A 6,000-nucleotide genomic window follows, 5' to 3' on the forward strand; every position below is an offset into this window, starting at 1 on the left:
TTCGGAGGGGGTGCTCAGGCGTTGATCCAGTCGCGCGCCTGATCCAGCTCGTTGACGTGGAACGCCTTGACTTCGGCCTTCGTAAAGAACCGCGCCAGATGCATCGAGGCGTGGATCCATCCCGCGTCGGCCACCACGGCGGCACGCGTGATTTTGCGGGCCAAGGAAACGCCGAGCGTTAGGTCGGTCCACAGCGCCTTTGGCTCGATGCCGGTGAAATGCTCGATGCGTTCGAGCACGCGGGTCTTGCCGTTCAGCTCGAGATCCCCTCGCATGCGCTCGATGGCTTCGCGCAGATCGCTGTCAGTGATTTTGCCTTCGACGTAAATCTCGACGACCGGGGAATCGGGGGCAGTGTGATACAGGATCATGGCAGGACCATTTGGCTGGGTAGACGTTACACGCTCAGGCGCGAACAGACCTAGCGTTCGATCACCTCCTGATCGTACGCCTTTTCACACGGCTCGGATCGCATGGGTCCCTGGTTCGCCAGAACTGGACCCGGGAACTGTGAGACGTGACAACCGGCCCGCCCGCCAACTTCGAGAATCCAACCCACTAACTTTGGCACAAAACCCACTAACTCTGGGAAGTGTCACCGGGGGGCGGGCGGCGCCGGCGAGCGGCCGCGCCAACCATTGTTTTTTGTTTTTCCATACATTGATAACTTTTCTTATCAATGGATGGGAAAATAAGGTACGGGTGCGATATCATCCAGACCCAAGGGCAGGGCGTCACCGCCGCGGCCCCTTGTCCCGCCTGCCTTGGCGCCCCTCGATGCCCTTGCCGATGTCTTTGCCCCTGCCCAACGTCGCTGACCTCGCCGCCGCAGCTGATGCATCCGCCGGGATGGCGGACCCGGCCGCTCCAGCCCGGCCCGACACCCCCTCGGACAAACGCCGGCGCCGGCGCTCGGTCACCCGCCGGCAGCTGCATCGCGGCCACTTCGGCTTCCTGCGGGCGGTGATCCAGGGCCTCAACGCCCGCCCGATGTGGGAGCGCTACCTGGCCGAGGAGGGCGAGGTTGAGGCCGAGCGCGACGCGGCGCTGGCCACTGCGGAGCCTGACGCTGCCATGGAGGCCGCCGCGCGCGCCTTCGCCGGCCATCCCAAGGTGCGGCGCGTCACCGCCTGGCTGCGCAGCGAGCTGGCCGCGGCCGCCAGCCGTGCCGAGCGCTACGGCATGGCCCGGCTGGTGCGGGTGGATTTCCGCCGCATCGGGCGCGCGGGGGAGGGCTTGCCGTCGCTGGAAGACTTCGCCGCCGGCGAGGGACTCGACGGTTTCACCCAGGCCGAGCAGCTCGCGGCCTACCGCGCCCGTTTCGGCCGGGCGCTCGACCGCGAGGCCAAGCGCGCCGCGCTGATGCGCCGGCAGCTCGAGGCGGTGGACTGGCTGGAGGCCATGTACGCGCAACCGGTGCTGGTCGACGACGGCTGCCGCGCGTGGCTGGCCGACACCCTGGCCGACCGCCTGGAGGCGGCGGGGGTGGCCACCATCGGTCAGCTGGTGGACCGCATCAACAGCCTGGGCGCCGGCTGGACCCGCGCGCTCGCCGGCATCGGCGCCGGCAAGGCGCACGCGATCGAGGCCTTCCTGCAGGCCCACGCCGACACCCTGGCGCGGCGCATCGGCCAGCACGTGGCGGTGCCGCGCCGCCAGCGCTACGCGCACGAGCTGGCACGGGTGGTGCCGCGCGGCACCGGCCTGGTGCCACTGGACAAGCTGGTGGTGCCCGCCGAGCTGGACGGCCGCGCCGGCGCCTACCGACGCCCGCAGGCGCAGTGTCTGCTGGCCGCGCACAACGACTACGAGGCGGTGCTAGCCTGGCTGCGCGCGAAGCCCGGCCTGCCGCCCGAGCAGGTCGCCAAAATGCGCGCGCAGCGCCGCGACCTGGGTTCGGTGCTGGGACCGCTCGACTGGCTGCAGACCTTGTCGCCCACGCAGCGCGCCTACCGCAAGGAGGCCGAGCGCTTCCTGCTATGGGCCATCCTGGTGCGCGGCAAGCCGCTGTCGTCGATGGCCAACGAGGATTGCGTGGCCTACCGCGAGTTCCTCGCGGCGCCGCCGGCTGACTGGTGCGCCCCGCGCTCGCGCGAGCGCTGGAGTCCGGTGTGGCGCCCCTTCGAGGGGCCGTTGTCGCCGCGCGCGCAGGGCTACGCGCTCGGCGTGCTCAACAACCTCTACCGCTTCCTGGTCGATCAAAACTACCTGATGGGCAATCCCTGGCATGGCATCCACGTGCCGCGCGAGGCCCGGCCGGCGCTGGACGTGGGGCGCAGCCTTACCGAGGACCAATGGGCCTTCGTGCTGGCCCAGCTCAACGCGCTGCCGCCTACCTCGGCCCACCAGCGCCTGCAGGTGGCCTTGCCCCTGCTGCACGCCACCGGCCTGCGCCTGTCCGAGGTGGTCGCCGCCACCACCGCCCACCTGGAGTGGGTCAGCCTGCCACGGCCAGGTACCCGGGCACGAATCGAAGGCTGGTGGCTGGAAGTACTGGGCAAGGGCAACAAGTTGCGCCGGGTGCCGGTGCCGCCAGTGGTGATCGCGCGGCTCGGCGCGTATCTGGTGGCGCGCGGCTATCCGGCCGACCCGGGCGCCAACCGGGTCCCGGGCGGGGTCGCCTTGCTCGGCCACGCCACCGACCTGGGCGAGCGTGCGCCGTGGGCCGGCGCACGTGCCACTAACCCTGTCGATGCCGCCGCCGGCATCGGCACCGTCACCCTCGCCAAGCAGATCAAGGGATTCTTCGCGGCCTGCGCCGGCACGCTGCGCCTCGCCGACCCGCATGGCGCGGCGCGACTGGAGGCCGCCAGCACGCACTGGCTGCGGCATACCCATATTACCCACGCGCTGGCGGCCGGAGCGCCGCTCGAGGTGGTGCAGCAGAACGCCGGCCACGCCTCCCTCGACACCACCACCCGTTACGTGACCACCGAGGCGGCGCGGCGCATGGAGGCGATGCAGGCGGTGTGGAACGCCGGCAAGGAAGAGTGATGGTGCGGCCCAAATCGTTGCACCTCTCCGATTCCCAAAACCTGATACCTATGTCTCTTGAGATTGAGCGCGCCGCGGCCAGGCGCTGGGAGAAGCCGGAGTCGGGGAGCTGCTACCCACCCCGATCGCTCCAGCCGTGCACAGGGGCATGGTCAAGCCGGCGGAGTTCGAGCGCGTGATCGTCGACACAACGGTGCAAGAGAAGGCGGTGGCCCACCCGACCGACAGTCGGCTGCCGGAGCTGGCACGTGCCAAAGTGGTCAAGCTGGCCAAACGTGTCGGCCTGCAACTGCGGCAGACCTTCACCAAGGAAGGCAAGACGCTACGCTTCCGCGCCGGCGGCTATGCGCACGCCAAGCAGTTCCGGCGTCTGCGCCGGGAGCTCAAGCGGCAGAGCACCGTGCTCGGCCGCGTGACATTGAGCGCAAGATGGCGGCGTTGCCCGAGGCGCAGCAGAAAGCACTGCATCCTTGGATCGAGAGCGCGAGTCGGCTTCGCGATCAGCGCCCCAGGGACAAGAATAAGCTCTACGCACTGCATGCGCCCGAGGTCGAGTGAATCTCTATGGACAAGGCCCGGCAACCCTACGAGTTTGGCGCCAAGGTGAGCGTCGCGGTAACTGCCAGGCAGGGGCTCATCGTCGGGGCCCGCAGCTTCCCGGGCAATCCCTATGACGGCCACACGCTGCACGCCCAGCTCGAGCAAACCACTATCCTGCTGCAGGAACTGCCCGGAGCGCCCAAACCGCATACGGCTATTGTCGATCTCGGCCACCACGGCGTGGACGCCGAGGTGGCACCCGTCAAAGTGATTCATCGCGGCAAGCACAAGGGTCTGGACCAGCGACAGCGCAAACAGCTCAAGCGGCGCCACGCCGTCGAACCCATCATCGGCCCTCTCAAGGCCGACCACGGCATGCGGCGCAACTGGCTCAAGGGTGTTGCTGGCGATGCTGTGCATCCGATTCTCTGCGCCGCCGGCTTCAACCTCCGCTGGCAGCTGCGGGCGATCGCCCGCCTGGGAATCTGCAGCATTCTTTGCATCCTTGGCTCGCTCGTCGGCTTCGCCAAAGTGTTCCGATCCTTCGACAGTCGCCCACGCTTGCTTTCGGCGCCCATCTGAAGTCAGCACGCCGGTGCCAGCTGCAGTCTCGCCGCATCCAGTTGAAGGCAATTCTTGAGGACCGACTACAGAGGGGTACATCTTCCGGACGGAAGCGCCGATAACCAATACTGACACCAATTTCAACGAAACCGATGCTTCGATTAATTGCACCCTTCACGGGCAAAGCGGCGAGCGATTCAGACACTGGCGACTTGAACGGCTTCCTTCGCGACGTGCTAGTGGAGGTCGCGGGCGAGAACTACCGCCAGACCATGTACGAAGCGATGGCGCTGGCATCAGCCGGTGGGCGCGGGGTCCAATACGATCTCGATCCGCCTCTGAGGGCGAACGAACGGGTAATGTCTGGACTCTTCGCGACGGCCATCTCCAGAGTCGCCCTGCGCTCACGCACTGAGGTGAGGATCGACAGGCCGGAGCGGGATTCCAACGTCGACGCGCTTGAGCATGACTTCGAGGGGGACGGTACACCAATGACGAAGAACGGGCGGGTGGACTATCTCGCCTGGTATGGCAGCCGGGTGATCGGTATCGAGCTCAAGATGGCGAGCATGAACTGCGATACGCCCAAGGTCACAAAATCTATCGAGAGAAGGTGGGTTACCGCCGTCGACCAAGCCAGGACCGTCCAGACCTGCCTAAGGGCTCGGCAGAAGGAGGACGGACGCCGCTACCCCAATCCTATCTCCATTGCCCTGATGGTCATCGTCGGTAGGCGGAGCATCGACATGCTTGATTTCGACGATATTAACGAGGGCATCGAGTGGATGGAGGATACGTCGGTGGAGATGCTGGCCGGCCTCAAACCACGTCCCGCATTCGTGGCCACCTACACATTCCCTGAGGAGTTTCGTGCTCTGACGCCACGGCGCAAGGGGAAGGAGGCGCCGAAGAACGGCCGTGCGATCTACACCCCCTTCGTCTCGTTCATCGCGAAGGCGGCAGTGAATTCTACCGGTGGGTGAAGACAAGTTCCTGAGGCGCGCGCTCGGGGAACAAAGTAAGAATATGCTACTAGACGCCAGGCTCCATCTCATTCAGGGATAGAACGAAATGAAGAAATTTGCGCTGAGTGTGTTGCGCCCCGCCGTCAATTCGAAGGGTGCCTTCTGGTTTGCGACGTACGAAGGCGGGCTCAGCGGCGAGTTGTTCGTCATGTTGCTCAAGAAGCTGATGTTCAATCGAAAGAAGGCGGTACATCTGATCGCCGATGGATTGCCAGCGCATAAGAAGGCTATCGTCAAGGACAATGTAGCCACTACGCAGGGCAAACTACCGGGCGCGAGTACTGGCACCGGGGTGTCGTCCGCATGGACCTTGCCCGGCGTCAGCACATAGCGGCGCAGTGCATTGACGAGCGGGCCGACCAGTGCGTACAGCTCGCCGAGCCAACTGGCCATCGTGCTTCGGTCCAGTTCGACACTCTCACGTGCGTAAATCACTGATTGGCGGTACAGCGGCAGGTGGTCGACGAACTTCGATACAGCGATTTGTGCGACCAAGGCGGGACCGGCTATGCCGCGATCAATCGGGCAGCTCGGCGCCGCAGCCTGCACAATGCAGTCGCAGCACGAGCAGGCCTTCTTCGGACGACGATGGCGGATCATACGGAAGTGAGCATGAACGAATTCGAGCTGCTCGACCACATCCTCGCCAAGATCCTTCAGTGCGCCGCCGCAAGCCGGACATGCTTCATCGGCTGGCTGGTAGACGCGCTCTTCGCGCTCCAGGTGCTCGGGCAGCGGCGTGCGACCGGGCGCCGCATCGCGTTTGCGTGCCTTCTTCGGTTCGGCAGTGGCAGCCGCCGCCGCCGCTTCTTCAGCCTGCAGGTCTTCCAAGCGTAGTTCAAGCTGGTTGATCTGTAAGCGCCAGTTTCGGCACACC

The 6,000-nt window shown here is 65.9% G+C and carries 3 protein-coding genes and 3 pseudogenes; 4 read left to right on the forward strand and 2 right to left on the reverse strand.

The genetic code is table 11. The annotated features are described in order from the left end of the window. Positions 1-14 precede the first annotated feature (14 nt). Positions 15-371 (reverse strand): STAS/SEC14 domain-containing protein, encoded by a 357-nt coding sequence (locus tag OR16_RS24290; protein ID WP_006160743.1) that lies wholly within the window; start codon positions 369-371, stop codon positions 15-17. A 418-nt stretch (positions 372-789) separates the two neighbouring features. Between OR16_RS24290 and OR16_RS24295 the strand changes: the two genes are divergently transcribed. From OR16_RS24295 to OR16_RS46265, 4 genes and pseudogenes are all read left to right on the forward strand, one after another. Beyond that, a complete protein-coding gene (locus tag OR16_RS24295; RefSeq protein ID WP_272942867.1) occupies positions 790-2,994 on the forward strand; it encodes a phage integrase family protein in 2,205 nt (734 codons plus the stop codon). 85 nt (positions 2,995-3,079) lie between these two features. Next, positions 3,080-4,116, forward strand: a pseudogene (locus tag OR16_RS46260) (IS5 family transposase); the annotation flags it as partial. A 134-nt stretch (positions 4,117-4,250) separates the two neighbouring features. Continuing rightward, complete coding sequence (locus tag OR16_RS24305) at positions 4,251-5,081, forward strand: hypothetical protein (RefSeq protein WP_006160749.1); 831 nt, start codon at positions 4,251-4,253, stop codon at positions 5,079-5,081. Between the two features lie 121 nt (positions 5,082-5,202). Further along, positions 5,203-5,391 (forward strand): annotated as a pseudogene (locus OR16_RS46265) (transposase); the annotation flags it as partial. On the opposite strand, the pseudogene tnpC reads toward OR16_RS46265, so the two are convergent. After that, positions 5,388-6,000: pseudogene (gene tnpC / locus OR16_RS41760) on the reverse strand (IS66 family transposase); the annotation flags it as partial. The pseudogenes OR16_RS46265 and tnpC sit on opposite strands and share 4 nt — an antisense overlap.

It is taken from the genome of Cupriavidus basilensis OR16, assembly GCF_000243095.1.
Classification (GTDB): Bacteria; Pseudomonadota; Gammaproteobacteria; order Burkholderiales; family Burkholderiaceae; genus Cupriavidus; species Cupriavidus basilensis_D.

Coding starts and splice junctions, on each gene's coding strand:
- OR16_RS24295 (WP_272942867.1), top strand. CDS start 790: ATGTCTTTGCCCCTGCCCAACGTCGCTGACCTCGCCGCCGCAGCTGAT.
- OR16_RS24305 (WP_006160749.1), top strand. CDS start 4,251: ATGCTTCGATTAATTGCACCCTTCACGGGCAAAGCGGCGAGCGATTCA.
- OR16_RS24290 (WP_006160743.1), bottom strand. CDS start 371: ATGATCCTGTATCACACTGCCCCCGATTCCCCGGTCGTCGAGATTTAC.